The sequence below is a fragment of the Pseudomonas sp. P1.8 genome (assembly GCF_001269805.1).
Taxonomy (GTDB): Bacteria; Pseudomonadota; Gammaproteobacteria; order Pseudomonadales; family Pseudomonadaceae; genus Aquipseudomonas.
In genome coordinates this window covers 50213-76831 of record NZ_LHVM01000011.1, presented here as the reverse complement: position 1 = coordinate 76831, position 26619 = coordinate 50213, and the positions used below count along the sequence as shown (strand labels likewise).

Sequence of the window (26619 nt, the reverse complement as noted above, 5' to 3'; positions counted from 1 at the left end):
TCGGCTACTCATGGTTGACGATTGCCATCGGCTGTTTCCATTTTTATTGTTGTTCTGAATGCCTGACGACCACAGGGCAGTCGGCTTCGCAGGCAGAGAATGGAAACAGCCGATGGCAATCGTCAACCATGAGTAGCCGATAATCGAACATTAATATTATTATCTATTTATCCACAACATCTTAACCAATGAATTAAACCGTTGTTTTTTATGGTTTTAATTGAATTATTTGTGTTTTTTTAGAGATTATTCATTTTTTAGTTATATTTGTTATCTTAATAACCAGCCATCACATCCATTTGCCCGAGCGCAACGGAATGGCTCGACTCCACAACAAAAACAACAATGAGGTTCACCCATGGACAGTCCATCGCGTCGCTCGACGCTGACAATCGCTTTGTGCTTTATCGTGGCGCTGATCGAAGGGTTCGATCTGCAGGCTGCCGGCACCGCCGCCGCCGGATTGCGCCAGAGCTTTGCCCTGGACCCGAAGATGATGGGCTGGGTGTTCAGCGCCGGAATCATCGGTTTGCTGCCCGGCGCTTTTTTTGGCGGCTGGGTGGCCGATCGTATCGGTCGCAAGAAAATCCTTGTCGGCGCCGTACTGCTGTTCGGCGTGTTCTCGCTCTGCACCGCCTATGTCGAGACCTACACCAGCCTGTTGCTGGTACGCTTCATGACCGGCCTGGGACTGGGCGCCGCCCTGCCCAACCTGATTGCCCTGTGTGCCGAGGCCGTAAGCGAGCGTCATCGAGGGACCGCCATCAGTGTCATGTATTGCGGCGTGCCGTTGGGTGGTGCACTGGCGGCCGTGGTGGCGATGTTTTCCAGTGAACACTGGCAGACCACCTTTATCATCGGCGGCCTGACGCCCTTGCTGGTGGTGCCGTTGATGGCGCTGCTGCTGCCCGAGTCCACGGTGTTCCGCCAGCAACATGTTTCGACTGCCAGCCCACGCGCCTCCACCGGCCAGGCGCTGTTTGGCGAAGGCCGTGCACGCAACACCCTTGCCTTGTGGCTGAGTTACTTCTTCACCCTGACTGTGATGTACATGCTGCTCAACTGGCTGCCGTCGCTGTTGCTGGCACAGGGTTTCACCAAACCTCAGGCGGGCATGGTGCAGATGCTGTTCAATATCGGCGGCGCCATCGGCTCGTTGCTGGGTGGTGTGATGCTCGACCGCGGCAACGGTCTGAAGGTCGTATTGTTCGTGTACGCAGGTTTGCTGGCGGCACTGGCCGGGGTCGGCCTGTCGGTGGGTATCGTGCAAATGGCGATCGCCGGGTTTGCCGTCGGCCTGTTTGTCATGGCGGCGCAACTGGTGCTCTACGCGCTGGCGCCACCGTCCTATCCGACCTCGGTGCGCGCCACCGGTGTCGGGGCAGCGGTGGCCATCGGTCGCCTGGGTTCGGTGGCCGGTCCCTTGGCCGCCGGGCAGATCCTCGCTGCAGGCGCAGGGACTGCGGGAGTACTGCTGGCGACTTCACCGGGACTGGTGATTGCCGCGCTGTCGATCATTACCGTGATTGCCCGCAGCAGTACAAAAACCGAGGCACAACCGCAAGCTCTTCTGTAGGAGCGAGCATGCTCGCGATGGTCACTAACGATTACGCGTGTTGACTGGTTAAACACGGCGTTCATGAGTCCATCGCGAGCAAGGCTCTCCCTCACGTTATCAGTCGGTATAACCCAACCGGCTCGCCACGCTCTCCTGCACCTTGCCCCGAGTCGCCAGACAGTAATACAACGGGCACGTCACTAGCAGTCCCACCAGCCAGGACAGGTCGGCGCCTTCGACCAGGTTGGCGTACGGCCCGACGTACAACGAAGTGTTGGCGAACGGCAGCTGCACGATGATGCCGATGAAGCAGGCGATGATCGCGTGCAGATTGAAGCGCCCATAGATCCCGCCGTCAGCACGGAAGATCGAGGCGATGTCGTAATGGCCACGCTTGATCAGGTAAAAGTCGATCAGGTTGATCGAAGCCCACGGCACCAACACCAGCAGCAGTGCGAGAATCAGGCCGATGAATTGCGAAATGAAATCCGCCGAAGCGCCCAACGCCACCACACAGCAACCGGCCAGCACGATGCTCGACAACACCACGCGCACCTTGATACTCGGCGTCCACTGACTGGCGAATGTCTGAATCGAGGTGATGATCGACAGCACAGCGCCATACAGATTCAGGGCGTTGTGGCTGATGATGTTGAGCAAAAACAGGACCATCAGGATCGGCCCGAGCCAACCGGTGGATTGCTTGACTGCCGCCATCGCCTCGGTGCCTTGCGGGGTCGCCAGGACCGCCACGGCGCCGAAGGTAAACGACAGGATCGTGCCCAGCGTCGCGCCCAGGTACGTTGCGAAAAATGGCCGGGCGATGCCGATATCCGCCGGCAGGTATCGAGAATAGTCCGACACGTATGGCGAGAAACTGATCTGCCAGATAATCCCCAGCGACACGGTGGCCAGCCAGCCGGACAGGTTGAAGCCACCGCGAGTGAAGAAGTCCGCCGGCAGGTCATGGGCAAAGATGTAGAGGAAACCGGCCAGCAACGCACTGCCCATCACCCAGGTGCCGATGCGGTTGAGGGTATGGATGAAGCGGTAGCCAATCACCCCGATGGCCGTGGCACTGAGCGCACCGAGCAGGATGCTCGCCGGGACCGGAACCGACGGCGCAATGCCGACGATCGATTTGCCCGCCAGCACGATGTTGGAAATGAAGAAGCCGATGTAGATCAGCGCCGCAAAAAACACGATCAACAGCGCGCCGTAACGGCCGAACTGCCCACGGCTTTGCACCATTTGCGGAATGCCCATGCGCGGCCCTTGCGCAGAGGCGAGAGCAATCACCAGTCCGCCGACCATGTGTCCGAGCGCAATCGCCAGCAAACCCCAGAGCAGATCGAGGTGGAACACCTGGACCACCATGGCGCCGGTCACGATGGGCAGTGGCGCGATGTTGGTGCTGAACCACAGGGTGAATAGATCGCGGGCCTTCCCGTGGCGCTCTGCGAGTGGAACGTAGTCGACCGTATGGTTCTCGATCAACGGATCTTGCCGGGACATCTGGGACATATGCATGAACTCGAGTTTGTCTGTTCTTATCTTTGTATGAAGCCAAACCGGGGGGACTCGCTGGCCGCCCCTCAGATGCAAACCATATTATGGTATTCCAAACTTTAAACAAGACTGAGCCGGTCTTTGAAACCGCATCTGCACCGGCATCCTGCCCGATTCGCTTAAGTCCTGCATGCCATAAAACCCAGTAAACATTGACTTTCAGACGAATGTCGTACGTTTATCGGGTCACTTAAAAAGACCTTGCAAACGATGTATTACGGTATACCATCATACCTACAAACACATAAAAACCGCGTCACACCCCCCGAGGACCGTCCAATGATCGATGCCGCCATCTATAAACAAGTCATGGGTTCGTTCCCCTCCGGCGTGACCGTGATCACCACCCTCGATGACGACGGGCAGATCGTCGGCCTCACCGCCAGCGCCTTCAGCTCACTGTCCATGGACCCGGCGCTGGTGCTGTTCTGCCCCAACTACAGCTCCGACTCCTACCCCGTCCTGATCAAGAACAAACGCTTTGCCATCCATGTGCTGTCCGGCGGCCAGCAAAGCGAAGCCTATGCCTTCGCCCGTAAAGGCAAGGACAAGGCGCAGGGCATCGAGTGGACGTTGAGCGCGTTGGGCAATCCGATCCTGGCCAACGCGACGGCGGTCATCGAGTGCGAACTGTGGCGCGAATATGAAGGGGGCGACCACGCGATCATGGTTGGCGCGGTGAAGAACCTGATCGTGCCCCAACAGAGCAACGGGCCGCTGGTGTATTGCCACGGCAAGATGGGTGCCCTGCCCGTTCTGGCCTGACCATTGAAAGGATCGCAGCCTTCGGCAGCTCCTACAGGAGAGAGCGCCCGTAGGAGCTGCCGAAGGCTGCGATCTTTTGCTCCACAATACGTATTATGGTATACCTAAAAAACATTACCCGAGCCTACAGGCCAATAACAAAAGATCCGAGGTAAGCGTCATGAAGTTTTCCCTGTTCGTACACATGGAACGTTGGGACGAAAGCGTCAGCCACCGCCAGTTGTTCGAGGACTTGACCGAGCTGACGTTGATGGCTGAGGCCGGTGGTTTCAGCACCGTATGGATCGGTGAACACCACGCCATGGAGTACACCATTTCGCCAAGCCCGATGCCGTTGCTGGCTTATCTGGCGGGCAAGACCACCACCATTCACCTCGGCGCCGGCACCATCATCGCGCCGTTCTGGCACCCGCTGCGGGTGGCCGGTGAATGTGCGTTGCTCGATGTGATCAGCAACGGTCGCATGGAAGTCGGCCTGGCCCGTGGCGCTTATCAGGTTGAATTCGATCGCATGGCCGGTGGCATGCCCGCTTCCAGCGGCGGCCAGGCCTTGCGGGAAATGGTCCCGGTGGTGCGCGCACTCTGGCAAGGCGACTATGCCCATGACGGCGACATCTGGAAATTCCCGACCTCCACCAGCGTACCCAAGCCGATCCAGCAGCCGAACCCACCGATGTGGATCGCCGCTCGCGACCCGGACTCGCACAATTTTGCCGTAGCCAACGGCTGCAACGTCATGGTCACGCCGCTGATGAAAGGCGACGAAGAAGTCCTCGATCTGAAGAACAAATTCCAGGCCGCCCTGGACAACAACCCGGACGTGCCGCGCCCGCAATTGATGGTGCTGCGTCACACCCACGTGCATACCGCTGAAGACGCCGAAGGCTGGAAAGTCGGGGCCAGGGCGATTGCGAAGTTTTACCGCACCTTCGATGCCTGGTTCGGCAACAAGACCACCCCGGTCAATGGCTTCCTTGAGCCAAGCCCGGAGGAGAAATTCGCCGGCCGCCCGGAATTCGAACTGGAAAGCCTGCACAAAACCGCCATGATCGGTACGCCGGAAGAAATCATTCCGCGCATCAAGTACTACCAGGAACTGGGCGTCGACGAATTCAGCTTCTGGTGCGATAACAGCCTGCCCCATGCGGAGAAGAAAAAATCCCTGGAGCTGTTCATCAAACACGTCGTGCCAGCGTTCCGGTAGGCATTTGTCCTGTGGGAGCGACGGTGCGACGATTCGACCTGCTCGCGATGGACGCCAACGATAACGCGTGGCGTTTGAATGACCGAGTTGTCCAGAGTTTTTCGCGAGCAGGCTCGCTCCTACAGGAGATCGATTCCGATGATCACTGATCGTCTCCCCCCACTCGTCCTCCCCTCCGGCGCCGCGCAGGCATACCTGCACGGTGAATGGAGCGCTTCGCACCTGCATTTCAAGCGCCTGCGCGCCAGCGTTTCGGCCAAGCAGGAATTCGGGCTCTTCGTAGGCGCTGGCTTGCCAGCGAAGGCGTCTAGCCTGATGCATCGCATTGCATTGCCCGGTTCGCCGGCAAGCCGGCTCCTACAGGTTTAGGCTGCGAGACTGCGTGCTGGAACGAGCCTCGACAGGCTTTGAACAGCCAGGTTCTACCCCTATCAAATTTCAGGCAAAAAAAATCCCAGGCAGCTGATGGACGCCTGGGATTTAAAAATGCATAAACCGTGGTGGTGAACGCGGCGCGGATATTACGGAATATTTCCGGCTGTAACAAGATATTTTTGTTCACTATCCAGTTACTAAGTGCGCCAAGCCCTTAAATATCATCATTTTTCTATGTCTTTCAAAGAAACCAACGGTACTCCCTCGCGCTGATGTCATGCAAAAATGCCAGATGATCCTGTCGCTTGTTTTCGCAATAGACGTCCACAAACTCAGCGCCTAAGCCTTCGCGCAGAGGTGCATGGCTTTGCATGGCCTGCACGGCTTCGAGCATTTCCAACGGAAAATCGATGCCGCTGCTGCGGTCTTCGTTGAGCGGTGCAATCGGCTCACGCTCCCCTTCCAGTCCTTGTTCCAACCCCACCAGGATCGCCGCCAGCGCCAGATACGGGTTGGCATCGGCACCCGCCAGGCGATGTTCGATTCGCAGGTTTTTGAGATCTGACTCGGGCACCCGCAGGCACGCATCACGATCTTCAAAGCCCCAACTGGCACGGGACGCGACATTCACCGTGCCGCTCAAGCGGCGCATGGCGTTGTGGTTCGGGGCAAAAATCGGCATGCAGTGCGGTAGCACGTCCAGGCAACCGGCGACGGCGTGGCGCAATGCGCGCTGGCCGTTCGCCGCCAACAGGTTGTTGCCGGCCTTGTCGTACAGGCTCACATGCACATGCATGCCGCTACCGGGGTGCTGCAAATACGGTTTGGCCATGAAACTGGCGCGGTAATTGTGTTTGAGCGCCACTCCCCGGGTGCTACGGCAAAACAAGGCGGCCCAGTCGGCGGCGCGCAGGCCGTCATCGCAATGACCGAAATTGATTTCGAACTGGCCGGGACCGAGTTCGGCGGTGATCACCGTGGCTTCGATGCCTTGAGCCCTCGCGGTCTCGACCATGTCATCGAGCACCGGGGCGAATCGCGACAGGCGTTCGATGTGCATGTTCGGCTGGTCATCCGCGTCACCGGTCAACTCGTCACGAGGGAACTGCGGCAGACCGTCCTTCAAGCGGCTGTCGAACAGGTAGAACTCCAACTCGAACGCCACCACCGGGAAAATACCTTTACGGTGCAGCCGCGCCAGAACCTGGGCCAGCACTTCGCGGGGTTCGAAGACGATCGGCTTCTCAGTGCCGTCCGAGGTGATCAACATCTGGCCCAACGGCTGTTTTTCCCAGCTCACGCGCTTGAGCGTGCCGGGCACCAGGCGCCGCAGCGCATCCGGATCTCCGTCGTTGAAGCAGTAATCACCAATCTTGAACAAGCCACCCTGGGTGCCGAGCAGCACGCAGTTTTGCGGCAACTTGAGCGCGCTGCCAGCGGCGACTTTTTCGAGCATTTCGACCGGGTAGCGCTTGCCGTAGAAATGCCCGGGAATGTCCAGGGAGATCAGGTCGACGTAACGCACGTCGGGGTTGCAGTGGCGGAAGTTGCGAACCTCGGCCAGCAGTTCAGAGCACACAGCATCCATCGTTTCGTTCCTTGTTGTTATCAGGTGTAAACCCAGAGCACGCGGGTTGGGTGGCCGGAAAGATTGCCGTAGCGACAATGCGCATGGCTGGCCAGTTGAAAGCTGTCGCCGGTGCGCAGGGTCACCGGTTCGTTATCATCGAGCCACAGGGTCAACTCCCCTTCCAGGACGTAACCGCCCTGCTCGGAGCTGTCCTTCATGTGCCGGTCACCGCTGCTCGCACCGGGCTCTAGCCGGCTTTCGAGCATCGAAAAGGAGGCGCGCATCTTGGGCGAAACCAGGATGTCGGTGATGCCGTCGGCGTAGTACAACGTGCGCCGCTCATCCGGACGGGTGACCCAAGGCAAGGCCATGGGTTTGGGCAGGCTGTAGAAATAAGTGGTCGGCACGCCCAGGGTTTCGCTGATGGCGGTCAGGTCCGCCACGGTCGGGCGCGACAGTCCGCGCTCGACCTGGGACAGAAACCCGACCGAGCGCCCGATTTTGTCCGCCAGCTCCTTGAGCGTGTACTTTTTATGCTTGCGCAGGTCCTGGATCAGGATCGCCAGCGCCGAGATTTCTTCTTGCATGTCCATCGAGAGGCTTCCAGAAAGTGTCGCTTCAAATGCTGTCGCGCAGTCGATACCAGGCCTTGCCGATGGCTTCCAGCGGCGCCGCGAAGTATTTTCCACCGGGAAAACTGCCGTTGCTCAAGCCTTGATACAGGGACAACTCGTCCGGTTGCCCCAGGATCGCATCGCAGATCGCCCGCGCACCGGCCAGTGTCGGCAGCACGCCATGCCCGGAATAGCCCTGCATCCAGTACAGCTCGCCGCGCCGGCCGAGATCCGGGGTGCGCTTGAGGGTCAGGTCGATATGCCCACCCCAGGCAAATTCCAGTTCGACATCGGTGAGCTGGGGAAATACGCGTTCGAGGAACGGTCGGGTGGCGGCAGCGATGTCTTTGGGCATGCCACCCAGATAGGTGCAGCCACCGCCGAACAGCAGGCGGTTGTCCGGCGTGCGCCGGAAGTAATCGAGGACGAACTGGTTGTCGGTGACGCACACATTGCTCGGCAGCAGCGCGGTGACCAGCTCCTTCGCCAGCGGAGCGGTCGCCACCTGATAGGTGCCGACGGGCAACACGCAACTCGACAACTGCGGATCAAGTTGATCGAGGTAAGCGTTGCACGCCAGCACCAGCACATCGGCGCGAATGCGGCCGCGCTCGGTGGTGACCACGAACCCGTCGCCCTCCTCGCGATAGCTCAGCGCCTTGCTGAGTTCATGGATGCGACCACCGGCCTGTTCAATCGCATCCGCCAGGCCGAGGGCCAGTTTCAGCGGATTCAAATGACCGCCTTCAGGGTCGAACAGACCTGCCTGATAGCGCTCGCTGGCGACCCACTTCGGTAAATCGCGGCGCTCGACAAATTGCAGGCCGTCGTGGCCCCACTTGTGACTGGCCTCGTGTTGCCATTCAGTCAACAGGCTCACCCGGCGCGGCATCACCGACGTCCACAGGTGACCGGGGCGGTAGTCGCAATCAAAACCATGGCGTCCGGGCAAGTCGCGCAACTCTCGCGCCGCCCAGCGCATGCCGTCCCACAAACGTCGCGCCCGTTCATAGCCCAGCGCCGCTTCCAGCGGTGGCATGTCGCACGACCAACCGAGAATGGCCTGGCCGCCATTGCGCCCGGAAGCCGCCCAGGCTACCCGGCTGGCTTCCAGCACCGTAACGCGCTTGCCGGCCAACGCCAGGCGCAAGGCCGTATGCAGTCCGCTGAAACCGGCGCCGATGATCACCACGTCGGTGTCCTGCTCGCCTTCCAGCGCCGCGCGATCTACCAGCCGATCAGTGCACGTGTGGGCGTAGTAACTGGCGACATGCTGCGTAGACTGCTGAAACATACGGCCTCATGAAATTTTCTATTTATAATTTCATGAAAAGTTACACGATAAATTTCACACGAGCAATTCGAGCCAAAAAAAATCCCGCCCGGGAGAGTCCGGGCGGGATTTTTGGGTTCAGCCACGCGTATCAGGCAATCGGAATCAATGGATCTGCAGCGGCCCATGCGGCATCGCGGTCAGCGGCCGGCGGATAGATCCACTGGGTGTTGATCTGGGTTTTCAGCGCCTTGGCTTCTTCCTTCACCAGTTTGACCTGACGGTCCCAACCTTCGGTGTACACCGCGCCCCAGGCACCGAGATCAAGGCAGGTCACGTATTTCGGCTGGCTGTACGGCGTCGGGTCCACACCGAGAATCTGCGCGGCCACGTTGTTGCCGGCGTGGCGCCCCAACACAATCGCGTGCTGACAGGTCATCAAGGCGAAGTTGCCGATTGCATCGGAAGCGGCATACGCCACGTCGCCGGTAGCGAAGATATCGTCCTGACCAATGACTTTCAGATGCGCGTCGACATGCAGGCGGCCAAGGTGATCGCGTTCGGCGGGAATCTGCTCGGTCAGGGAGCTGGCGCGCACACCGGTGGTCCAGATCACGGTGTTGGCATCGATGCGCGTGCCGTCGGAGAGGTTCACACCCTTGGCATCCACCGAAACGACCGACGCTTTGAGATGCCATTTCACGCCTGTCGCCACGCTCGCTTCGACGATTGATTGTGCAATTTCCTCGCCCATCGAGCCGCCAATTTTCTCGCCGCGATCGACGACTATCACTTCAATGTCAGCACCCTCTCCAAGAATGGCGCGCAGACGCGACGGCATTTCAGTGGCTGTCTCGATCCCGGTGAAACCGCCACCGGCCACCACGACCGTGTTGCGCGCCCTGCTTGCGGGCTGGTCGGCCAGGGATTTGAGGTGGTTCTCAAGACTCACGGCCTGTTCGATCTGATCGACGTCGAACGCATGCTCGGCGACGCCCGGTGTGTTCGGCGCGGCCAGGCGGCTGCCGGTGGCGAGAACGAGTTTGTCGTAACTGCAGATTTGCCGGGTACCCGATGCATCAACGTAGCCAACCTGTTTTTGCTCGACGTTGATGGTCTGCGCCGCGCCTTTGATGAACTTCACGCCCACCGCGTCAAACAAATCACCAATCGGAGCGGCCAGTTGATGAGCGTTTGGCTCATAGAAGCGCGGTCGCACCCTCAGCTCGGCCTGAGGCGCCAGCACGGTCACTTCTACGCCGTCATGACCGTGAATGTTGAACAGACGCGTGGCGCTCAAAGCGGTCCACATGCCACCGAAACCTGCGCCGATTACCAGAATGTGCTGCTTCATTTTTGACTCCGAGGATAACCAGGATTGAAACCGTTTAGGGTCACGCTCATCAGGAGCGGGCATGAGATCGACACGACCACACGTGGCATTCGCCTCTGTCGACCGAAGAACTACGACTGTATCGATCCAAGTCAAATGACGCAACACGTTTTTCTTCAGCGTCGCTGTCGAGAATCGTGATCAGCCATCTCGGAACCTTATAGTCCGCGTTTCACGCGAAATATCCCTTAGATAAAAAAAGGGTGGAGACGACCGCTCGTTGCCTGGATGACGGTCGACTGTTAACATTTACGACTAATCAAGTCGGAGATACACATGTCTCTTTACAGCGCGGGGGTCGAATACGGCATCCACTGCCTGCTTTTCCTGGTCGGTAACGGTGGCGATTCGCGCGAAGCGAGCGTGCGCGACCTGGCCGACCTGCAAGGCGTGCCCCAGGATTATCTGGCGAAGATCTTCACCAAACTGGCGAAAGGCAAACTGGTGGTGGCCACGGAAGGCATGCGCGGCGGGTTCAAACTGGCGCGGCCTGCTGACGAAATCACACTGCTGGATGTCGTCAGCGCCATTGACGGTCGAAAGTCGATTTTCGAGTGCCGGGAGATTCGTGGCCGCTGCGCGCTGTTCGAGGGCTCGCCGCCCGATTGGGCGCTGGACGGCCCGTGTTCAGTGCATGGCGCAATGATGGTCGCGCAGAAGCGCATGGAAGAGGCGCTCGCCCAGCAAACCATTCTGGATATCGCCAGAAAGGTCGGACGAAAATCCCCGCCGGAGTTCGGCGTCAAAGTGGAAAGCTGGATGAATGATCGTCGGGAAAAGAAAAGCGCAAGCCAAGACGTCCCGCTGATCCCGGTGACCGATATCGGTGATTGACGCTCAGAGGCAGTCGCGCACCGCTTGGCGCAGGGCGCCGGATTTTGCCCAAGGCGGTCCCTGGTACAGCGAGACCCGGCTGCCGTCCTTGGATTTGACGATGTCGAGAATTTCGTCTGCCGAGATCATGCCTGGCGCGTTGATACGGTAACCGTTTGAAATCGAGGTCTGGCTCGTCTTCGAGACCTCATGCTGCCAAAGAGGCAACACGCACGCCGCATACTCCTTGGGTGGCTTTTCACTGTATTTGCTGACATTCGGCTCACCCGGCACCAGCGATGCCGGCAACGAACATCCGGCCAGCAACGCCAGCACGCTTCCCCCCATCAACATCCGCATGATGTTTCCTTATGTCCTGAAAAAGAAAATGTAGCGCGTCACCGCCTGAACCGCGAATGGTCAAACATTCTTCAGCGGCTGAAATTGATACCGTTTCCTGCGGTTAGTTCCGCTGGTTCAGATACGCCATCCATCTTTCGTGTGCCTCATGCTGCCATTGTGAGACCCGTTCCCATTCAGGCCCGCTGAGTTGATGTTCTGAAACCAGCTTCATCATCTCGTTGGTGGCCGCATTCAAATCAACCATAAGCTCTTGGGCCCGAGCCCTGAAATCATCGGTAGTGGTCATTTCGAACTCGCCCCGCCTGCTGAATTGCCGGCACTTGAGTAGGACAGCGGAGCAGCCCGTTCGCGTGCTTTTTTCCGACCAGTGGAAACAGCGTTGAATCAGACGAACACAACACCGCAATCAGCAAACGGGTCTAAAATTTCGGAGGGCAATATTCGGGAGATCGTCATGTGGCTAAACGAATCGGAACAGCAACTTCGGCGCGATCTGCAAGGTCTTGCTTCGGATTTGCGATGGTCAGCGGTGGAGCTCCTGCGTATTGAGCAACAATTGCGGCAGTCCGGAAATGAAGCCGATGCGCAAGCAATCCAGCGGCTGTGCGCGCTATTTCAGGGTGATGAAGAAAAACTGTCGGGTTATGCCGAAGAAGTGAAAGCCAAACTCATCAGTCGAAACCGGCATGAAGAAGGCGAAACCCTCAAAGATGCATGAAAAAAGCCCCGGCGAACCGGGGCTTCAAAGCTGCTTTCATTTTGTTGGCTGGTTGTCCGAAGACTTGCCAGCGCGGGCTCTGTAGCCAGGCAATGACGCGGCAAACGCCAATGCCTCTTCCCGACTGTCGAACGAGCCAAGCCGGTCACCCTGGGTGCAGACCCGCCAGGGACCGTTGTTTACGCTGAGTACGTCATAACCGTTCATATGCATTTTGTTCAGCATCGGTACGCTCATAGTCACCTCCTTCTCGGCAGTGATATCAGGTTGACTTGCTTACCTTACACCGACCGTTCTCCAAAATACCGACCAGACGTCGCCGCAGAAATTCCGGATTTCGATTGCACTTTGCAGGGCAAGTACAGCTCAAACTATTCCGATGGCAGTCAAGAGGGTTCTGTACCTGATGCTGCATTTTTGTGCCTGTTCGATGACAAGCGTAAATCGGGGTAGCCATGAAAATACGCGCAACGATCATCTGTGAGCAGGATCGGCACGTGCTTCTGGTACGCAAGGCGGGAGGTCGCTGGACGTTGCCCGGTGGCAAGGTCGAATGGGGGGAAACCGTGGCCGGTGCGGCCATCCGTGAATTGCAGGAAGAAACCGGACTGCAGGTCGACGAACTGGTTTACCTGATGGAATTCAAATCAGGCAGCACTCGACACCATGTCTATGAGGTGTCGGTGCTCAATCTGCATCAGGTCCGGGCGCAAAACGAAATCATCGACTGCATCTGGCATCCACTGGAAACGGTGCACAACCTGAACATCAGCGATGCCACGCTGAGCATCGTCAGAGCGTTTGTGCGTCGCCTTTAGCCCTGGTCGCCGCCGCCCACCGGCATGACCATGCCGGTGATATAGGACGCATCATCGCTGGCCAGAAACAGAATGGCGCCCGCCTGTTCATCCAGCGTGCCGTAGCGCTTCATCAAACTGCTGTCGAGGGTCTGATCGACGATCTGCTGATACCAGACCTTCTCCTGCTCACTCTGCTCGGCAGCGTTGCGCGGAACGCGCCGCGGTGGCGCTTCGGTTCCACCGGGCGCCGTGGCGTTGACTCGGACACCCCGATCGGCGACTTCGAATGCCAGGCACGCGGTCAGCGCGTTCACTCCGCCCTTCGCCGCACCGTAGGGCACGCGGTTGACACTGCGGGTGGCGATGGACGAAACGTTGACGATTGCTCCACTGCCCTGCCCCAGCATGATCGGCAGCGCCGCATGGCAGCACCACAAAGTAGGAAACAACGATCGGCGGACCTCGGCTTCAATCTGCGACGCTTCGTAATGCTCGAACGGCTTGGCCCAAATCGTGCCACCGACGTTGTTGATCAGCACATCGAGACGGTCGAAACGTTCGACGGCGGCTTGCATGACTCGATTGCACTCTTCGTACTGTTCGAGATCGGCGGTCAGGGCCAGGACCTCAGTGGTCGGCGCCAATTGCTGCTGCAACTCGAACACCAGTTCGGAGCGATCCACCAGGATCAGCTTCGCGCCCTCTGCGGCCATGCGCTCGGCAACCCGGCGCCCAATGCCTTGGGCCGCGCCAGTGATCAGCGCGACTTTTTCGTGGAATCTGTTCATGAACACCTCAAGATCTGAATGACGCCACCAGACCCCGTAGGAGCTGCCGAAGGCTGCGATCTTTTCCTCTGTTTTTTCAACAATCCAAAAGATCGCAGCCTCGTTACACTCGACAGCTCCTACACGGGGCTTAATCGCGCAGAACGGTCACGCCGCGCTGGCGGCGAATTTTTCGTAGTAGAAGTTCGCAGGTGCGATGCCTTGCTCACGAATGAACTGGCTCACCGCCTCGACCATCGGCGGCGGGCCGCACAGGTACACGTCGACGTCGCCATCGTTCAGATGCTTGGGCTCGATGTGCTGGGTCACGTAGCCCTTGAGCGGGTGCTGACTGTCCGGGCTGGCGACGCAGGCGCTGAAGCTGAAATTGGGGATACGTGAAGCGAAGGCTTCCAGGCGATCAAGCTCCACCAGGTCGAAATCGTGGGTCACGCCATAGATCAGATGCAGCGGATGTTCGCTGCCCTGCTCGGCGATTTTCTCCAGCATGGCAGTGAAAGGTGCCAACCCCGTGCCCCCGGCCAGCAGCAACAGCGGACGGCGGATGTCGCGCAGATAAAAACTGCCCAAAGGACCGGCCAGGCTCATGCTGTCACCCGCCTTGGCCATGCCGGTGAGGAAACTGCTCATCAGGCCGCCAGGGACGTTGCGGATCAGGAAACTGACCTCACCGTCGCGCTGCAACGAGCTGAACGAATAGGCGCGAGTCTGCTCGCTGCCGGGAATCCCCAGGTTCACGTATTGCCCCGGCAGAAACGCCAGTTTGCTCAGGGAATCGCCCTTGATCGACAGCGCGATGGTGCTGTCGGACAACTGGCGCACGGCACTGATGGTCGCGTCGTAGCTGGCCTGACGGGTGCGGCAGACTTCAGAGGACGTCGGTACGCGCACCACGCAATCGCTCTGGGCGCGCATCTGGCAGGTCAGGACAAAACCTTGCTCGGCCTCTTCAGGGCTGAGGGCGTCTTCGATGTATTCCTCGCCCAGATCGTAACGACCGGCTTCGGCAAAACACTTGCAGGTACCGCAAGCGCCATCGCGGCAGTCCAGCGGAATATTGATGCCCTGGCGGTACGCGGCATCGGCCACGGTTTCGCCGACATTGGCGTCGATGAACCGAGTGACGCCGTCTTCGAAATTGAACGCAATGGAATGGGTCATGACGGCAGTCTCACAAGTGGTAAACATCGATGACCTGACGAACGTAGTCGTTCTTCAGGATCACTTTCTTGGCCTTGATCAACGGGTTTTCACCGCGCACATCGAGGGTGTAGAAACTGCTGCCGAAATAGCTGTCGACGGTCTTGTAGCGAAAACTCAAGGTGTGCCAGTTGAAGCGCACCTTGCACAGCCCGTCGGCCTGTTCGAGCAGCTCGATGTTGCTGATGTTGTGCGAGGTGCGAGTGTCCGGCACGCTGGCGCTGGAACGCTCGGTCTTGATGCGGAAGATGCGGTCTTCCAGGCCCGTGCGGTTGCCGTACCAGATCAGCGAGATTTCCCGCTGCGGGTCCTCGGTCAATTCGTCGTTGTCGTCCCAGGACGGCATCCAGTACGTCGCGTCGGGGGCGTACAGCTCCAGCCATTCATCCCACTGGCGATCGTCGAGGTAGCGCGCTTCGCGGTAGAGGAAATCACGCACTGCTTCATAGGAAATGCTCATTGCACGTCCTCCACGGCGATCAGCTTCGACTGCTCGGCCGCCAGGGCCTTGAGCATGGTCTGCTGCCAGTATTTGTGTTGCAGCACGAACAGGCCCTCGTCTTCGGTGCGCACACCACTGAGCAGCGGATGCAGGTCGATTTCCTTGGCTGCCTCGTCGGCACCCTCAATCCAGTGCTCGGCACCCCGGGACATGTCGTTCCAGGTGGTGACGCTGCCCTGGTAACTGGTCTGGCAGGAGCGGAACTCTTCCAGATCGTCCGGTGTGGCCATGCCGCTGACGTTGAAGAAATCCTCGTACTGACGAATCCGGCTGGAACGGGCGTGATCGCTTTCGCCTTTGGGGGCGATGCAGTAGATGGTGATTTCCGTGCGGTTGACCGAGATCGGCCGCGCGATGCGGATCTGCGAGCTGAACTGGTCCATCAGGTACACGTTCGGGTACAGGCACAGGTTGCGCGAGTTCTCGATCATCCAGTCGGCGCGGGCCTTGCCAAAGTCTTGCGCCAGCTCATCGCGGCGCTCGTACAGCGGACGGTCCTCGGGGTTGGACCAACGGGTCCAGAGCAGCATGTGGCCCTTGTCGAAGGAGTAGAAACCGCCACCCTGCTTGGCCCAGCTGCCGGCGCTCATGGTTGGGTTGGTGTCACCGGCTTCACGTTGCTTGCGCTGGTTCTGTGTGGCCGCGTAGTTCCAGTGCACTGAGCTTACGTGGTAGCCGTCGGCGCCGTTTTCGGCGGTGAGCTTCCAGTTGCCTTCGTAGATGTAGCTGGAGGAACCGCGCAGTACTTCCAGGCCATCGGCGGACTGGTCGACGATCATGTCGATGATCTTCGCCGACTCGCCCAGGTGCTCCACCAGCGGCAGTACATCAGCCTTGAGGCTGCCAAACAGGAAGCCGCGATAGGACTCGAAACGCGCAACCTTGGTCAGGTCGTGGGAGCCTTCGCAGTTGAAGCTCGAAGGGTAGCCGGCGTTGGCCGGATCCTTGACCTTGAGCAGCTTGCCGGAGTTGTTGAAGGTCCAGCCATGGAACGGGCAGGTGTAGGAGCTCTTGTTGCCGGACTTGTGCCGGCACAGGGTCGCACCGCGATGGCTGCAGGCGTTGATGAAGGCGTTGAGCACACCGTCCTTGTTGCGCGCGATGAAGATCGACTGGCGCCCCATGGTGGTGGTGTAGAAATCGTTGATGTTGGGGATCTGGCTTTCGTGGGCCAGGTACAGCCAGTTGCCCTCGAAGATGTGTTCCATCTCCAGATCGAACAACCGGGGGTCGGTGAACATCTCGCGTTTACAGCGATAGAGACCCTGCTCGGGATCGTCTTCAAGCAGGGAATGCACATACTCGGGTCGCAGGGTCATGGCCGCCGCCTCCATTGTTATTGTTCAGGCAGGGGTCATGCTAGGACGGGGGGATGGGGTGAACTATCCGCGGGGTGCAGACCTTTATCCGTTTTGTGCAAGTGAACGTTGCGACACCGCTAACTGTAGGAGCCGGCTTGCTGGCGATTCAGGCGATGCGATGTGTCTGGGCTGACGCCATCGCCAGCAAGCCGGCTCCTACAGGGGGTTGTGGTGATTCAGTGGCGGCGTTTGAGGGTATCGGACGGCAATTCGCCGAACTGCTTGCGGTAGCTGTCGGAGAACCGTCCCAGGTGCAGGAAGCCGTAATCCATCGCCACTTCCGTGACGTTGCGCACGTTGCAGGTCGGGTCGCTCAGGCAGGCGTTGATGCGTTCCAGGCGCTTCTGGCGCAGGTAGTTTTTTGGCGTAAGGCCGGCATTGCGCTCGAACAGGCCATACAGCGAGCGCAGACTCATGTGGGCCTGGCGCGCCAGTGCTTCGCTGTCGATGTCCTGCTTGAGGTTACTGGCGATGTAATCGGCAATCGCTTCGAACGTGGCCGTCTGCGAGCACAGCTCCAGACGGCTGACGTTGGTTTTCATCAAGCTGAGCATCTTGCTGACGATGATCTGCGTGTAATGCTCCTGCACCTTGGGGATTTGCTCGCTGGACTCGGCTTCCTGGCAAATCATCGCCAGCAGGTTGACGAAGCCTTCCAGCTCATCGAGTTGATAACGGTTCTCGAGGAACCGTACGCCCTGCCCCGGATAGCGCCAGCGCTGCTCATCGCAAACCGACTCGAACAACCGGGTGGGGACTTTGAGGATGAATTTTTCGCAATCGTCGGAATAGGTCAGGTCCACCGGATCGTCGGGGTTGATCAGCAGCAATTCGCCGGGGGCGAAGTAATGTTCCTGGCCGTGGCCGCGCCACAGGCAGTTGCCGCGCAGCAATACCTGAAGGTGATAGATATTCTCCAGCGCGCCCGAGGTTACCCGCACACTGGCGCCGTAGCTGATACGGCACAGGTCGAGGCTGGCGAACTTGCGATGGTCGAGACTGGCCAGCGGGTTGCCGGCACGGGGCATGAGAATGCAGTGGTTACCGACGTGCTGATTGACGTAGCCGGACACCGCATACGGGTCGGCATGGTCGAATACTCTGCTGCGCTGACTCAACAGTTGAGCTTGCATCATCGGGTCACTCTCATTGTTGTTATAGGTTGCGTCGCTCCATTCTAGAACCGAAACCCTTGTAGGAGCGAGCTTGCTCGCGAGGGTCTCGAGAACGCCGCGTTTAGCCGGTAAACACGCGTTATCGTTAACGACCCTCGCGAGCAAGCTCGCTCCTACAGGATTGTGCTATCAGTCCTCGAGTGCGCGGACCCGCTCGTGGCGCTGCTGTTCTTCAGGCTGCGCGGTCGACTGCAGGGTGAAATCGAATTCGATTTCGGCAAAACGCCCGCTGACGCCATGGGCCGCCGCACGTTCCTGATCGTCGCTGAAGGTGATCTTGGCGATCAGCTCGTCACGGGTGGCGTAGGCGAAATCGTCATGCAGGTACTTTTCACCATCCAGGTTGATCTGGGTGGTCAGGTGGCGATGGTCCGGTGCGGAGATGAAGAAGTGCACGTGGGCCGGACGCTGGCCATGACGGCCCAGTTGATCGAGCAGTTGCTGGGTCGGACCGTCCGGTGGGCAGCCGTAACCCGACGGCACGATGCTGCGGAAGCGGTAGCGGCCTTCAGCGTCAGTGACGATGCGGCGACGCAGGTTGAATTCCGACTGCGTGGCATCGAAGTACGAATAAGTACCACCGGTGTTGGCGTGCCAGACGTCTACCACGGCGCCGGCCAGGGGTTCGCCTGCGGTGTTGAACACACGGCCTTGCATGAACAGGGTCACACCCGGATCGACGCCATCGTCCAGACGCGCTTCGCCTTCAGACAGCGGAGCACCCGCCACGTACAGTGGGCCCTCGATGGTACGCGGGGTGCCACCGGATTTACCGGCCTGTTCGTCTTCGGCATCCATCAGCAGGTCGAGATAGTGCTCCAGACCGAGACCGGCCACCACCAGCCCGGCTTCCTGGCGAGCGCCCAGCACGTTCAGGTAGTTGACCGCTTTCCAGAATTCTTCCGGGGTTACGGCCAGGTCTTCGATGATGTTCACCGAATCACGCAGGATGCGGTAGATCAGCGCCTTGGTCCGAGAATCGCCGGCGTCGTTATGCAGGCCGCTGGCTTCTTCGAGAAATTTCTGGACTTCGGCAGTGTGGGAAATCTTGACGTTCATTCTGGGTTCCTCATCTTGTAATTATTTGGCGTAGCGAGCTGAACAGGCTGGGCTCAGCGGTCATCGTCACGGATGGAAGAAGGATGCCGGCACATCGCATCGATTTCGATGGCCATGTACGGAAACAGCGGCAATTGCATCAACAGGTCATGCAGTTCCTGAACGCTGTCGACATCGAACACGCTGTAGTTGGCGTAGTGTCCGGCGATGCGCCACAGGTGACGCCACTTGCCCTGCTCTTGCAGACGCTGGGCCAGGGCCTTCTCGTCAGCCTTGAGTTTGGCGGCGGCTTCGGGATTCATGTCGACCGGCAGGTTCACGGTCATTTTTACGTGGAACAGCATAATGCTCTCCTCAAGCTTGATGAATGGCGGTGGATGTCTTGTCGCGGCGGAAGAACGCCAGGCGCTCTTCATCAAGGCTCAGGCCCAGGCCCGGGGTGTTCGGCACGTGCAGTTCAAAATCGCGGTACACCAGCGGTTCGCTGAGAACGTCTTCGGTCAGCAGCAACGGGCCGAACAGCTCGGTGTCCCACGCCAGTTTGTTCAGGGTGACGAAGGCATGGGCCGAGGCCATGGTGCCCAGGCCACCTTCAAGCATGGTGCCGCCGTACAGGGCGATACCCGCCGCTTCGGCGATGGAGGCGGTGCGCAATACAGCACGTGGGCCACCGTTCTTGGCGATTTTCAGGGCGAACACCGAAGCCGCACCTTCGCGGGCCAGGTTGAACGCATCTTCCACGCACTCAATGGATTCGTCGGCCATGATCGGTGCCGGGCTCATGGCGTTCAGACGGGCCATACCCGCGCGGTTGTTGCGCGAAATGGGTTGCTCGATCAGGTCGATGCCGTTGGTGCCAAGGATTCGGCAGGCCCGCAGCGCCACCGCTTCGTCCCACGCCTGATTGACGTCGACCCGCACGCTGGCACGGTCGCCCAAGGCTTTCTTGATGGCAATCACGTGGGCCAGATCGCGGTTGACCTCCCCGGCACCGATCTTCAGTTTGAAAATGCGGTGGCGGCGCAGGTCGAGCATTTTTTCCGCTTCGGCGATGTCCTTCTCCGTGTCGCCACTGGCCAGGGTCCAGGCCACCGGCAGCGAGTCACGAACACGGCCGCCGAGCAACTCACTGACCGGCAGGCCGAGGCGTTTGCCCAAGGCGTCAAGCAGCGCGGTTTCGATACCGGACTTGGCGAAGGTGTTGCCACGGATGCTGCGCTCCAGGCGCAACATGGCAGCGTTGACGTTGTTGCTGTCCTGGCCGATCAACAACGGCGCGAAGTGCATGTCGATGTTGGTCTTGATGCTGTCCGGGCTTTCGTTGCCATAGGCCAGGCCACCGATGGTGGTAGATTCGCCGATGCCTTCGATGCCGTCGGCGCACCGCACGCGAATGATCACCAGGGTCTGGTTCTGCATGGTGTGCATCGCCAGCTTGTGCGGGCGGATGGTCGGCAGATCGACGATGATCGTCTCGATCGATTCAATGGCAGTTGCAAGCATGTCGATACCCGTCAGGTTCTTAAAGTTCTGGAATCGATTCTGGTACGGCTTTTTTCGTGACGCCAATATAGAATTGGTCTGACTTGATACCTTAAAGGTATGCAATCCATTTGCGTCTGGAGGCTCCATGGAACTGCGGCACCTGCGTTATTTCCAGGTATTGGCTCAAACCCTCAACTTCACCCGGGCCGCCGAACTGCTGCACATCGCCCAACCACCGTTGAGCCGGCAGATTCAGCAACTGGAAGACGAGCTGGGGGTGATGTTGCTGGAGCGCGGACGCCCGCTGAAGCTGACCGATGCCGGGCGGTTTTTCCATGAACACTCCACCGCCCTGCTCGATCAGCTCAACAAGGTCTGCGACAACACTCGCCGCATCGGCCAGGGGGAAAAAACCTGGCTGGGCATCGGATTCGCGCCCTCGACACTGTATGGGGTATTACCGGAACTGATTCGACGCTTGCGCAGCGGCGAGCCGCTGGAGCTGGAGTTGGGGCTGTCGGAAATGACCACCCTGCAGCAGGTTCAGGCGCTCAAGGCCGGGCGGATCGATGTAGGTTTCGGCCGCATCCGCATTGATGATCCGGCCATCGTCCAGACCGTATTGACCGAAGACCGTCTGGTCGCCGCCCTGCCCGCCGGTCACCCGCTGCTCGCAGGCCCCATCAGCCTGCGGGAACTGGCGAAGGAACCCTTCGTGTTGTACCCCGGTAATCCGCGACCGAGCTACGCCGACCATGTGATAGCCCTGTTCGAGACCTATGGCGTGAGCATCCACGTGGCGCAATGGACCAATGAACTGCAAACAGCGATTGGGCTGGTCGGGGCGGGAATCGGAGTCACACTGGTGCCGGCATCGGTGCAGTTGCTGCACCGCGACGACATTGGTTTCACCCCGCTGCTGGAAGACAACGCAACGTCACCGATCATTCTGAGTCGACGGGTGGGCGATGTCTCCCCGGGGTTGAACCATTGCTTGCGGATGATTGATGAATTGTTGGCGCCCGCAAACTGAAACATTCAAGACCTGTAGCAAGCGATCAACCGGCAAACGCCCGACGCCCGGCCTTTATCTCGGTACGCAATTCGCCGATGGCCCGCACGCTGTCCAGATTCGCCGTCGATACGCCACTGATCAACAGTTCCACTCGCCCGGTGACAGGTTCATGGATTTCAATGCGCAGCAATCCGAGGCTCTCGGTGCATTCGCACGACAGTGGCTCGAAACCGGACTCAACAATGCTGCAAAGAACTGAAATAGGAACCATGGCCGGTCCTCGGCGATAGGTGATCGGATTGGATCCGTTTCAGATAGATACACATTGCTGATTTTGCGCCAGTAAATTGCCGTCAATTTTGCTATTTCGCTGGCACCTCGGACATTTCAGTGGGAATTACCCCCCCAGATCCAGTTCCAGAACCCTGGCAACTCAACGGGTTGTGAACCGTCGCGCACAGTTCGCGCCAAGGCTGCCCGCAATACTGCGTCCTGATCGTCGTAAAACGGCTTGTCGGCGATTGTCACACCGCTGGCCTGGGCACTGTCGACGAGAATCTGCAGATACTCGCGGGTATGCCGGGCCGTGTAGCGGTTGAGGTCATGGAACGTCACCACCACTGGAATCACCCCGTCGACCACCGGCAGCTCGCCACGGGCAATGCGCTCGCGCACTTCAGACATCGAACGCAGCATGTGCGAACGACGCCGGGGGCTGGCATTGAAGCCCCAGATCTTGCCGTCGTTGGCGCTCAAATCCGTCAGCAGCACGTGCAGACCATGTTGCTGATAAGCCGCGAAGGTGCGCTTGTCGTAGTTCCAGAACGGCGGGCGCAACAACACCGTGGGCACGCCGGTAATGGCGGCGATGTCGGCGCTGCCGTCGGTGAGGGCCTGCTCCAGTTCTGATGGATCGAGAGAGCGATGATTGGTGTGCGAGGGCGTGGCGGTATGGAATCCCAGAACGTGCCCCTGCGCATGCTCGCGGCGCATGATCTCGCGGCCCAGGTCGCTTCCACCGGCTCGTGGGGCGCGGGTCTGCACGAAGAACACCGCCTTGATGTCCGGTTGCAGCGGATTGCGCGCAAGGCTCTCCAGCACGGTCACGGTCGGGTTCCACCAGCTCGAAGCGCTGGGACCGTCATCGAAGGTCAGCAAAAAGCGGATCGGCGGTTGCGCTCGCAGGCGCTGTTCGGTTTGCGGCGTCATTTCAATCGGCGCCGCAATACACCCCAGCAGACCGACAGCCATGGCGCACAGCGCTAAAAATCTGGATAGCTGTTTCATTTTTTGCCTTGAGCCGGCCCGCACCGGGCGGTGGGCCGAAGTTGGATAGGGTACACAGCGTTTGGTTCCAACACTGCCAGGCCCGTTTCGTTGTCTGCATCTAAACTCAAAACACCGCTTTACCAGAGAGTCAGGCCATGTGCGGACGATTGTCGCAATACCGCGGGATCCACGACTTCGTGGCAGTGCTGAGTCTCCCCGATGCGTTGATCAATCATGTCGGCGCCGCCCCCTTGGCACGCTACAACGCCGCACCCACCACACAGCTTGCCCTGCTGCATGAGGAAAATGGGCGCTTGCATGCCGATGCGGTACGTTGGGGCTGGCGACCGTCCTGGTCGACTGATCGCACAACGCCGATCAATGCGCGGGTCGAGAAAGTCGCCCACGGACCGTACTTTCGTTCCATATGGCCCCACCGCGCGATCTGTCCGATCGATAACTGGTTCGAATGGGTCGATGCCGGCGATTCGACAAAGCAACCCTGGCTGATTCGTCGGCGTGACCGGGCCCCCATTTACTGTGCGGCCATTGGCCAGTTCCCCATCGGCGGCGCGCCGCCAAGGGAGCACGACGGCTTCGTGATCATCACCGCCGACAGTGCTGGCGGCCTGCTGGATGTGCATGACCGTCGCCCTGTGGTGTTTTCCTCCGAACTGGCGCGGGAATGGCTGGACCCGGCCACACCCAAGGAGCGAGCCGAGGAAATGGCGCTGATGCAAGGTGAGGTCAGTGACGTATTTGAGTGGTACAAGGTCGACAGGGCCGTCGGCAATGTCAGGAACCAAAGCGCTGCTCTAATCAATGAAGTTCCATGAACTTATCAATAACGACAGTAAGGCAATCATTAATAACAACTCTATAAACAAGCAACGGCTCTATAACGTGAAAAAAAGCGTTTCCTTGAAGTAACAATAAGGTTTGGTACATACGTACCGCTTGTCAGACTCTGCAGTCAAAATAGATACATTCCCACCTACTGCGGCTAGCATTCGCGCCGAATTTCCAGCAATAGCATTAGCTGACCAAAGAGTCAGCAACTAAGGAAATCCCATACACCAAGCCTTGCAGAGATCCAAATTGCGCGACGACTATACAAACGATCAAGTCGTGGGTCTGGCGTGCGTTCATCTTACAAAGACGGAGCACTACCAACTCGACTGCTTTATCAAGCAATACATACACACCCGTAACCTTCGATCTGTTCCCGATATCCATCAAACCCTGAGTTCAACTCTCGAACATTATCCCGGCAAACCGCCGGTAATGGTCAACGAGCTGAACGCCTGGATCGACAGGACATTAGGACATCGCGCCGCCCACCCCGATTTTCCAGAGATCCTGGAACAAGGGTGATCACGACAAAGCCCCGCTCATGGCGGGGCTTTGTCGTATAGGCCGATCAAAACTTGCGGTCTGGCTCTGACAGTTCCGTTCCATCGTCAGGATGCTTCCAGTCCGGTACCGAGCGCTTCTGTTGCTCAATCTCTTTTTCCGTGGGTTCGTCCACGTCTTCTTCCGGGTCAGGACGTTTGGGTTCATTGGCCATGTTCACCTCTCTTCCTGAAGGGATCGGTTATCAATTGCAAGCGTAGAACACTTTTACGCAGCCGACTCAGAGCCACCAGCGCAGAAAAAAGAAGAATGCCATGCTCAACAGCATGCTCAGCAACGTGTTGCGGGTGTACAGCACCAGGCCGATGGCCACCAGCGAACTGATCAGGTACGGATTGTCCCACTGCAAATTCAGCTGTTTTTCCGGCATGAACACAATCGGCCCGCAGATCGCGGTCAGCATCCCCGGCACTGCAAACCCGAGAAACTGTCGGGCATTGCTGCTCAGGCGAACCGGCAATCTCGGTTCGAGAAACACATAGCGGTTGAGGAACACCAACAGGCCCATTCCGATAATCACTGCCCAGACCATCATGTGCGTCCACCGTAGAATTTGTTGCAGACAAACCCGGCGGTCATCCCCGCCAACCCCGACAGCACCAGGGCCGAACCCCACTGCCAGTAACTGAACAACACTGAGCAAAACAGCGAAACCGCCACGCACACTACGGTCGGCACATTGCGCACCACCGGGGTGATCAGGGCGATAAACGTCGCGGCGATGGAGAAATCCAGCCCCAGATGCTCCAGGCCCGGGATGCTGCTGCCCAACACAATCCCGGCCAGGGTGAAGACGTTCCAGGCGATGTAAAACGTCAGGCCGACACCCAGGGCGTACCAGCGGTTGAACTGCTGCTTGTCGTGCTGGCTGGTCAGGGCGAACAGCTCATCCGTAAGCAAGAATCCCAACCCCACTCGCCAGCGCCCCGGCAACGGTGAGATCACCGAGCGCAGGCTCATGCCGTAAAGCAAGTGCTGTGACGTCAGCAGCAACGTGGTCAGCAAAATCGAAAAAATCCCGGCACCGCCCTTGAGCATGCCGATGGCAACCAGTTGCGCGGCACCGGCAAACACGATGCTCGACAGGCCCTGACCTTGCAGGGGCGTGAGATTGGCCTCGATGGCCATGGAGCCCGCCAGCAAGCCCCAGGGCGCGGTGGCCAGGGACAGCGGCATGATGGCTGCGGCGCCGCGCAGAAAGGCACTACGGGGCATGAGTGAGTTGGACATGACGTTCTACAGACAGGGAGAGACCCGAAACTGTGCCAGCCCTCGCGCCCGTTGGCTTGAACAATCTTGCTCACTGTCACGAACCCCTGCCATTCATCGGCTGCCCGCTTGCTTCGCCACAATAGTAGCAACATGATGGCGCTGCACTTTCATCGAGGCAGCCCCTTTATGAGTTCAGTCGAAACCGACAGCGATGTTTACAAAACCCTGCTTGAGTCGACCAACGCCATTCCCTGGCGCATCGACTGGAAAACCATGACGTTCAGTTACATCGGCCCACAGATCGAGCAATTGCTCGGCTGGAAACAGCACAGTTGGGGATCGGTCAACGACTGGGTCGAACGTATGCATCCGGATGATCGTGCCTACGTTGTGGATTTCTGCGTCTCGCAATCGCGCGCCGGTGTCGATCACGAGGCTGACTATCGAGCGCTGACCGACAGCGGCGAGTACGTGTGGATTCGCGATGTGGTGCACGTGGTGCGCAAGGACGGCGAGGTCGAGGCACTAGTCGGATTCATGTTCGACATCAGCGAGCGCAAGAAAACCGAAGAACACCTGGTTCGCCTGCAAAAGCAGCTCGAAGAATATTCATTCCAGGACGGGCTGACCGGCATCGCCAACCGGCGCATGTTCGACACCGTGCTCGAACGCGAGTGGAACACCGCCCAACGCACCGGTTCGCCACTGTCGGCGCTGGTGCTGGATATCGACTACTTCAAGCAGTACAACGACCATTACGGCCATATCAAGGGTGACGAATGCCTGCGCCGCGTCGCGCAAACCCTGTCCAGGGCGGCCAACCGGCCACGGGACTTCATCGCGCGAATCGGCGGTGAAGAGTTCGTCTGGCTGCTGCCGGAAACCGATGCAGAATCGGCACGACTGGTGGCGCACAAATGCCTGCACCTGATTCGCCAGCAGCAGATCCCCCATGCGTTTTCAAACGTATCGAATCTGTTGAGCATCAGCGTCGGCGTCGGCACCACCACTGTTTCAATGCATGCCACGGCTCTGGAGTTCGTCGAACAGGTCGACCATCTGCTCTACAAGGCCAAGCACAACGGGCGGATGCGCGCCGAGTTCGCTGATTTTCGAGATTGATCA

31 protein-coding genes are annotated in these 26619 nt (G+C 59.0%); 10 read left to right on the top strand and 21 right to left on the bottom strand.

The annotated features are described in order from the left end of the window. Positions 1–358: 358 nt before the first annotated feature. Positions 359–1576 carry a 3-(3-hydroxy-phenyl)propionate transporter MhpT gene (gene mhpT / locus AD668_RS10755; RefSeq protein ID WP_053158209.1) on the top strand — a complete coding sequence of 406 codons (1218 nt, stop codon included), beginning with the start codon at positions 359–361 and terminating at the stop codon, positions 1574–1576. A 99-nt stretch (positions 1577–1675) separates the two neighbouring features. On the opposite strand, the gene AD668_RS10750 is transcribed toward mhpT, so the two are convergent. Next, a complete protein-coding gene (locus AD668_RS10750; protein ID WP_053158206.1) occupies positions 1676–3082 on the bottom strand; it encodes a cytosine permease in 1407 nt (468 codons plus the stop codon). Between the two features lie 324 nt (positions 3083–3406). Between AD668_RS10750 and AD668_RS10745 the strand changes: the two genes are divergently transcribed. Beyond that, on the top strand, positions 3407–3892 hold the full coding sequence (locus tag AD668_RS10745; RefSeq protein ID WP_053158203.1) for a flavin reductase family protein: 486 nt from the start codon (positions 3407–3409) through the stop codon (positions 3890–3892). 160 nt (positions 3893–4052) lie between these two features. After that, positions 4053–5096, top strand: a complete 1044-nt coding sequence (locus AD668_RS10740) for an LLM class flavin-dependent oxidoreductase (protein ID WP_053158200.1) — start codon at positions 4053–4055, stop codon at positions 5094–5096. A gap of 616 nt (positions 5097–5712) precedes the next feature. Here the strand turns inward: AD668_RS10740 and AD668_RS10730 are convergent. From AD668_RS10730 to AD668_RS10715, 4 genes are all read right to left on the bottom strand, one after another. Continuing rightward, positions 5713–7059 (bottom strand): glutamine synthetase family protein, encoded by a 1347-nt coding sequence (locus AD668_RS10730; protein WP_053158194.1) that lies wholly within the window; start codon positions 7057–7059, stop codon positions 5713–5715. A 20-nt stretch (positions 7060–7079) separates the two neighbouring features. Then, complete coding sequence (locus AD668_RS10725) at positions 7080–7634, bottom strand: helix-turn-helix domain-containing protein (protein WP_053158190.1); 555 nt, start codon at positions 7632–7634, stop codon at positions 7080–7082. Between the two features lie 25 nt (positions 7635–7659). Next, entirely contained in the window at positions 7660–8949 is a 1290-nt protein-coding gene (locus AD668_RS10720; protein WP_053158186.1) for an FAD-binding oxidoreductase, read from the bottom strand. Positions 8950–9079: 130 nt separating this feature from the next. Then, positions 9080–10282 (bottom strand): NAD(P)/FAD-dependent oxidoreductase, encoded by a 1203-nt coding sequence (locus AD668_RS10715; RefSeq protein ID WP_053158183.1) that lies wholly within the window; start codon positions 10280–10282, stop codon positions 9080–9082. A 315-nt stretch (positions 10283–10597) separates the two neighbouring features. On the opposite strand from AD668_RS10715, the gene AD668_RS10710 reads away from it, so the two are divergent. Then, positions 10598–11155, top strand: a complete 558-nt coding sequence (locus tag AD668_RS10710; RefSeq protein WP_053158180.1) for an Rrf2 family transcriptional regulator — start codon at positions 10598–10600, stop codon at positions 11153–11155. Between the two features lie 3 nt (positions 11156–11158). Here AD668_RS10710 and AD668_RS10705 read toward each other — a convergent pair whose 3' ends face one another. Both AD668_RS10705 and AD668_RS10700 read right to left on the bottom strand, forming a co-directional pair. Next, a complete protein-coding gene (locus AD668_RS10705) occupies positions 11159–11494 on the bottom strand; it encodes a hypothetical protein (RefSeq protein ID WP_053158177.1) in 336 nt (111 codons plus the stop codon). A 103-nt stretch (positions 11495–11597) separates the two neighbouring features. Further along, on the bottom strand, positions 11598–11783 hold the full coding sequence (locus AD668_RS10700; RefSeq protein WP_053158174.1) for a hypothetical protein: 186 nt from the start codon (positions 11781–11783) through the stop codon (positions 11598–11600). Positions 11784–11951: 168 nt separating this feature from the next. Between AD668_RS10700 and AD668_RS10695 the strand changes: the two genes are divergently transcribed. After that, entirely contained in the window at positions 11952–12215 is a 264-nt protein-coding gene (locus AD668_RS10695) for a hypothetical protein (RefSeq protein WP_053158171.1), read from the top strand. A 36-nt stretch (positions 12216–12251) separates the two neighbouring features. Here the strand turns inward: AD668_RS10695 and AD668_RS10690 are convergent, their stop codons facing one another. Continuing rightward, positions 12252–12452: an SPOR domain-containing protein gene (locus tag AD668_RS10690; RefSeq protein WP_053158168.1), complete on the bottom strand. Its 201-nt coding sequence runs from the start codon at positions 12450–12452 to the stop codon at positions 12252–12254. A gap of 218 nt (positions 12453–12670) precedes the next feature. Here AD668_RS10690 and AD668_RS10685 point away from each other — a divergent pair, with 218 nt between their 5' ends. Continuing rightward, entirely contained in the window at positions 12671–13033 is a 363-nt protein-coding gene (locus AD668_RS10685) for an NUDIX hydrolase (RefSeq protein ID WP_053158165.1), read from the top strand. Here AD668_RS10685 and AD668_RS10680 read toward each other — a convergent pair. The 8 genes from AD668_RS10680 to AD668_RS10645 form a co-directional block, all read right to left on the bottom strand. Continuing rightward, a complete protein-coding gene (locus tag AD668_RS10680; RefSeq protein WP_053158163.1) occupies positions 13030–13803 on the bottom strand; it encodes a 1,6-dihydroxycyclohexa-2,4-diene-1-carboxylate dehydrogenase in 774 nt (257 codons plus the stop codon). The two genes, AD668_RS10685 and AD668_RS10680, sit on opposite strands and share 4 nt — an antisense overlap. A gap of 147 nt (positions 13804–13950) precedes the next feature. Next, positions 13951–14964, bottom strand: coding sequence for a benzoate 1,2-dioxygenase electron transfer component BenC (gene benC, locus AD668_RS10675; protein WP_053158160.1), 1014 nt, complete (start codon positions 14962–14964; stop codon positions 13951–13953). Positions 14965–14974: 10 nt separating this feature from the next. Beyond that, positions 14975–15463 (bottom strand): benzoate 1,2-dioxygenase small subunit, encoded by a 489-nt coding sequence (gene benB / locus AD668_RS10670; protein WP_053158154.1) that lies wholly within the window; start codon positions 15461–15463, stop codon positions 14975–14977. After that, complete coding sequence (gene benA, locus AD668_RS10665; RefSeq protein WP_053158151.1) at positions 15460–16824, bottom strand: benzoate 1,2-dioxygenase large subunit; 1365 nt, start codon at positions 16822–16824, stop codon at positions 15460–15462. The genes benB and benA overlap by 4 nt, the downstream gene beginning before the upstream one ends. 218 nt (positions 16825–17042) lie before the next feature. Continuing rightward, positions 17043–18002 (bottom strand): AraC family transcriptional regulator, encoded by a 960-nt coding sequence (locus tag AD668_RS10660; RefSeq protein ID WP_053158147.1) that lies wholly within the window; start codon positions 18000–18002, stop codon positions 17043–17045. Positions 18003–18170: 168 nt separating this feature from the next. After that, positions 18171–19100 carry a catechol 1,2-dioxygenase gene (catA, locus tag AD668_RS10655; protein ID WP_053158144.1) on the bottom strand — a complete coding sequence of 310 codons (930 nt, stop codon included), beginning with the start codon at positions 19098–19100 and terminating at the stop codon, positions 18171–18173. Positions 19101–19153: 53 nt separating this feature from the next. Further along, positions 19154–19444 (bottom strand): muconolactone Delta-isomerase, encoded by a 291-nt coding sequence (gene catC / locus AD668_RS10650; RefSeq protein ID WP_008053771.1) that lies wholly within the window; start codon positions 19442–19444, stop codon positions 19154–19156. 10 nt (positions 19445–19454) lie between these two features. Then, positions 19455–20603, bottom strand: coding sequence for a muconate cycloisomerase family protein (locus AD668_RS10645; protein WP_053158142.1), 1149 nt, complete (start codon positions 20601–20603; stop codon positions 19455–19457). A 127-nt stretch (positions 20604–20730) separates the two neighbouring features. On the opposite strand from AD668_RS10645, the gene AD668_RS10640 reads away from it, so the two are divergent. Further along, positions 20731–21618 (top strand): LysR family transcriptional regulator, encoded by an 888-nt coding sequence (locus tag AD668_RS10640; protein WP_053158139.1) that lies wholly within the window; start codon positions 20731–20733, stop codon positions 21616–21618. A gap of 25 nt (positions 21619–21643) precedes the next feature. Here AD668_RS10640 and AD668_RS10635 read toward each other — a convergent pair whose 3' ends face one another. Both AD668_RS10635 and AD668_RS10630 read right to left on the bottom strand, forming a co-directional pair. After that, entirely contained in the window at positions 21644–21871 is a 228-nt protein-coding gene (locus AD668_RS10635; RefSeq protein WP_053158136.1) for a DUF1652 domain-containing protein, read from the bottom strand. Positions 21872–21987: 116 nt separating this feature from the next. Continuing rightward, positions 21988–22887, bottom strand: coding sequence for a polysaccharide deacetylase family protein (locus tag AD668_RS10630; protein WP_053158134.1), 900 nt, complete (start codon positions 22885–22887; stop codon positions 21988–21990). A 137-nt stretch (positions 22888–23024) separates the two neighbouring features. Between AD668_RS10630 and AD668_RS10625 the strand changes: the two genes are divergently transcribed. Both AD668_RS10625 and AD668_RS28715 read left to right on the top strand, forming a co-directional pair. Next, positions 23025–23705 carry an SOS response-associated peptidase family protein gene (locus tag AD668_RS10625; RefSeq protein ID WP_053158131.1) on the top strand — a complete coding sequence of 227 codons (681 nt, stop codon included), beginning with the start codon at positions 23025–23027 and terminating at the stop codon, positions 23703–23705. A 262-nt stretch (positions 23706–23967) separates the two neighbouring features. Further along, positions 23968–24243 carry a hypothetical protein gene (locus AD668_RS28715; RefSeq protein ID WP_082344449.1) on the top strand — a complete coding sequence of 92 codons (276 nt, stop codon included), beginning with the start codon at positions 23968–23970 and terminating at the stop codon, positions 24241–24243. Positions 24244–24289: 46 nt separating this feature from the next. Here the strand turns inward: AD668_RS28715 and AD668_RS29650 are convergent, their stop codons facing one another. The 3 genes from AD668_RS29650 to AD668_RS10610 all read right to left on the bottom strand — a co-directional run bounded on the left by AD668_RS29650 (position 24290) and on the right by AD668_RS10610 (position 25512). After that, positions 24290–24436, bottom strand: a complete 147-nt coding sequence (locus AD668_RS29650; protein WP_172681818.1) for a hypothetical protein — start codon at positions 24434–24436, stop codon at positions 24290–24292. A gap of 66 nt (positions 24437–24502) precedes the next feature. Beyond that, positions 24503–24814 (bottom strand): AzlD domain-containing protein, encoded by a 312-nt coding sequence (locus tag AD668_RS10615; RefSeq protein WP_156322326.1) that lies wholly within the window; start codon positions 24812–24814, stop codon positions 24503–24505. Next, positions 24814–25512, bottom strand: coding sequence for an AzlC family ABC transporter permease (locus tag AD668_RS10610; protein ID WP_053158122.1), 699 nt, complete (start codon positions 25510–25512; stop codon positions 24814–24816). The genes AD668_RS10615 and AD668_RS10610 overlap by 1 nt, the downstream gene beginning before the upstream one ends. 168 nt (positions 25513–25680) lie before the next feature. Here AD668_RS10610 and AD668_RS10605 point away from each other — a divergent pair, with 168 nt between their 5' ends. Further along, positions 25681–26616: a sensor domain-containing diguanylate cyclase gene (locus AD668_RS10605; RefSeq protein ID WP_053158119.1), complete on the top strand. Its 936-nt coding sequence runs from the start codon at positions 25681–25683 to the stop codon at positions 26614–26616. Positions 26617–26619 lie beyond the last annotated feature (3 nt).

What these genes read in the sequence shown, in the direction of transcription:
- mhpT (WP_053158209.1), top strand. Translation starts at nt 359, where the DNA reads ATGGACAGTCCATCGCGTCGCTCGACGCTGACAATCGCTTTGTGCTTT.
- AD668_RS10750 (WP_053158206.1), bottom strand. Translation starts at nt 3,082, where the DNA reads ATGTCCCAGATGTCCCGGCAAGATCCGTTGATCGAGAACCATACGGTC.
- AD668_RS10745 (WP_053158203.1), top strand. Translation starts at nt 3,407, where the DNA reads ATGATCGATGCCGCCATCTATAAACAAGTCATGGGTTCGTTCCCCTCC.
- AD668_RS10740 (WP_053158200.1), top strand. Translation starts at nt 4,053, where the DNA reads ATGAAGTTTTCCCTGTTCGTACACATGGAACGTTGGGACGAAAGCGTC.
- AD668_RS10730 (WP_053158194.1), bottom strand. Translation starts at nt 7,059, where the DNA reads ATGGATGCTGTGTGCTCTGAACTGCTGGCCGAGGTTCGCAACTTCCGC.
- AD668_RS10725 (WP_053158190.1), bottom strand. Translation starts at nt 7,634, where the DNA reads ATGGACATGCAAGAAGAAATCTCGGCGCTGGCGATCCTGATCCAGGAC.
- AD668_RS10720 (WP_053158186.1), bottom strand. Translation starts at nt 8,949, where the DNA reads ATGTTTCAGCAGTCTACGCAGCATGTCGCCAGTTACTACGCCCACACG.
- AD668_RS10715 (WP_053158183.1), bottom strand. Translation starts at nt 10,282, where the DNA reads ATGAAGCAGCACATTCTGGTAATCGGCGCAGGTTTCGGTGGCATGTGG.
- AD668_RS10710 (WP_053158180.1), top strand. Translation starts at nt 10,598, where the DNA reads ATGTCTCTTTACAGCGCGGGGGTCGAATACGGCATCCACTGCCTGCTT.
- AD668_RS10705 (WP_053158177.1), bottom strand. Translation starts at nt 11,494, where the DNA reads ATGCGGATGTTGATGGGGGGAAGCGTGCTGGCGTTGCTGGCCGGATGT.
- AD668_RS10700 (WP_053158174.1), bottom strand. Translation starts at nt 11,783, where the DNA reads ATGACCACTACCGATGATTTCAGGGCTCGGGCCCAAGAGCTTATGGTT.
- AD668_RS10695 (WP_053158171.1), top strand. Translation starts at nt 11,952, where the DNA reads ATGTGGCTAAACGAATCGGAACAGCAACTTCGGCGCGATCTGCAAGGT.
- AD668_RS10690 (WP_053158168.1), bottom strand. Translation starts at nt 12,452, where the DNA reads ATGAGCGTACCGATGCTGAACAAAATGCATATGAACGGTTATGACGTA.
- AD668_RS10685 (WP_053158165.1), top strand. Translation starts at nt 12,671, where the DNA reads ATGAAAATACGCGCAACGATCATCTGTGAGCAGGATCGGCACGTGCTT.
- AD668_RS10680 (WP_053158163.1), bottom strand. Translation starts at nt 13,803, where the DNA reads ATGAACAGATTCCACGAAAAAGTCGCGCTGATCACTGGCGCGGCCCAA.
- benC (WP_053158160.1), bottom strand. Translation starts at nt 14,964, where the DNA reads ATGACCCATTCCATTGCGTTCAATTTCGAAGACGGCGTCACTCGGTTC.
- benB (WP_053158154.1), bottom strand. Translation starts at nt 15,463, where the DNA reads ATGAGCATTTCCTATGAAGCAGTGCGTGATTTCCTCTACCGCGAAGCG.
- benA (WP_053158151.1), bottom strand. Translation starts at nt 16,824, where the DNA reads ATGACCCTGCGACCCGAGTATGTGCATTCCCTGCTTGAAGACGATCCC.
- AD668_RS10660 (WP_053158147.1), bottom strand. Translation starts at nt 18,002, where the DNA reads ATGATGCAAGCTCAACTGTTGAGTCAGCGCAGCAGAGTATTCGACCAT.
- catA (WP_053158144.1), bottom strand. Translation starts at nt 19,100, where the DNA reads ATGAACGTCAAGATTTCCCACACTGCCGAAGTCCAGAAATTTCTCGAA.
- catC (WP_008053771.1), bottom strand. Translation starts at nt 19,444, where the DNA reads ATGCTGTTCCACGTAAAAATGACCGTGAACCTGCCGGTCGACATGAAT.
- AD668_RS10645 (WP_053158142.1), bottom strand. Translation starts at nt 20,603, where the DNA reads ATGCTTGCAACTGCCATTGAATCGATCGAGACGATCATCGTCGATCTG.
- AD668_RS10640 (WP_053158139.1), top strand. Translation starts at nt 20,731, where the DNA reads ATGGAACTGCGGCACCTGCGTTATTTCCAGGTATTGGCTCAAACCCTC.
- AD668_RS10635 (WP_053158136.1), bottom strand. Translation starts at nt 21,871, where the DNA reads ATGGTTCCTATTTCAGTTCTTTGCAGCATTGTTGAGTCCGGTTTCGAG.
- AD668_RS10630 (WP_053158134.1), bottom strand. Translation starts at nt 22,887, where the DNA reads ATGAAACAGCTATCCAGATTTTTAGCGCTGTGCGCCATGGCTGTCGGT.
- AD668_RS10625 (WP_053158131.1), top strand. Translation starts at nt 23,025, where the DNA reads ATGTGCGGACGATTGTCGCAATACCGCGGGATCCACGACTTCGTGGCA.
- AD668_RS29650 (WP_172681818.1), bottom strand. Translation starts at nt 24,436, where the DNA reads ATGGCCAATGAACCCAAACGTCCTGACCCGGAAGAAGACGTGGACGAA.
- AD668_RS10615 (WP_156322326.1), bottom strand. Translation starts at nt 24,814, where the DNA reads ATGGTCTGGGCAGTGATTATCGGAATGGGCCTGTTGGTGTTCCTCAAC.
- AD668_RS10610 (WP_053158122.1), bottom strand. Translation starts at nt 25,512, where the DNA reads ATGTCCAACTCACTCATGCCCCGTAGTGCCTTTCTGCGCGGCGCCGCA.
- AD668_RS10605 (WP_053158119.1), top strand. Translation starts at nt 25,681, where the DNA reads ATGAGTTCAGTCGAAACCGACAGCGATGTTTACAAAACCCTGCTTGAG.